At 34.5% G+C, this 1,430-nt stretch carries 2 protein-coding genes; both read left to right on the top strand.

Translation table 11 applies throughout. The annotated features are described in order from the left end of the window. Positions 1-48 precede the first annotated feature (48 nt). Positions 49-534, top strand: coding sequence for a helix-turn-helix domain-containing protein (locus tag AC1RPK_RS07580; protein WP_481761995.1), 486 nt, complete (start codon positions 49-51; stop codon positions 532-534). A gap of 26 nt (positions 535-560) precedes the next feature. Then, positions 561-1,400 carry an IS3 family transposase gene (locus AC1RPK_RS07585; protein ID WP_481761996.1) on the top strand — a complete coding sequence of 280 codons (840 nt, stop codon included), beginning with the start codon at positions 561-563 and terminating at the stop codon, positions 1,398-1,400. The last annotated feature ends 30 nt before the right edge of the window (positions 1,401-1,430 follow it).

The following is a 1,430-nucleotide window of genomic DNA, read 5'->3' on the forward strand; positions in this document are numbered from 1 at the left end:
TGAAGTGAACCCCCTGAGTTGGAGAAATCTAACTCAGGGGGTTTTACTATGTTCACAGTTGAAATAAAGAAAAAAGTTCTAAAAGAATATTTGAAAGGTAAACCAGCCGGTTTACTAATGAAGAAGTATGGAATCAAGGGATCTGCAACTATTTATCAATGGTTGGATCATTTTAAAATGTTTGGGATTCAAGGCTTAGAAAATAATTTAGGGAAGACATTTTATGATTATTCCTATAAAATGAAGGTCATTCACTGGCGATTAAAACATAGGGCTTCTTTTCCGGTTACAGCACGTCATTTTAAAATTAAGAATCCTGTCGTGATTTGGGACTGGGAAAAGAAACTGGTACAAGGTCGCTTAAAAACTTCAAAAGGAAAACTGCCTAAAATGACTAAATCAAAAAATCCAAAAACTTCAAAACAATTACAAGAAGAAAATGACTTTCTAAGGGCACGGGTAGCGTACTTGGAAAAATTGGACGCCTTAATACAGAAAAAACAAAGATTAAAAACCAAGAAAAAGCCCAGATAATCACTGAGTTAAGGTGTGAATTACAGATTAAGTTGGCAACCGTATTAAAAGCTGGACTGATGTCCAGCAGTAGCTACCATGATGCTTGTAAACGAGAGTACCAACAAGATTCAAAAGAACTGATTGAAACGATTAAAACAATTTGTGAAGGGCATTCTGATTATGGGTATCGTCCCGTAACAAGTGAGTTACGTAACATAGGCATTAAAATCAATCACAAAACCGTGTTGAGAATAATGCGAGAAAACAAACTCCTATGTCACGCTTACGAACGAAAAACGAAAAGATATAATTCATATAAAGGAACTGTTGGTAAAATAGCTTCCAATCTTTTAAACCGACGTTTTAAGACTGATAGATCCTATCAAAAAATAGTAACTGATGTCACTGAACTACGATGGGGAAATAAAAGTACAAATGAAAGAGCTTATTTTACGGCATATATTGATTTATTTAATAGTGAAGTCCTTCAATGGTCAATTAGCCTCCACCCAACGGTGGAGTTTGTGACAGAACCACTAAAACGGTTAATCAATAAACGTTCAAATCTCAGTTATCGAATGACAGTTCACTCTGATCAAGGATTTCAATATCAGAACAGCCGTTATACAGAGATTATCAAATCAGCAAAAATTTTTCAAAGTATGAGTCGCAAAGCGACTTGTTTAGATAATGCATGTGCTGAAAGCTTCTTTCATATTTTAAAAGTTGGGACAGTTCATAATCACGATTATGCGACATACGAAGCTTTAAAAGTAGCCATAAAAAATTATATTGATTATTACAATCATAAAAGAATTAAAATAAAACTGGCCGGTATGTCTCCGATTGAATATCGAAAACATACCGACCAGATGATCGCTTAATATTTACTCCAACTTTTGGGGTTCACTTCA

It is taken from the genome of Dellaglioa sp. CoH-55-MRSF-6, from assembly GCF_056782215.1.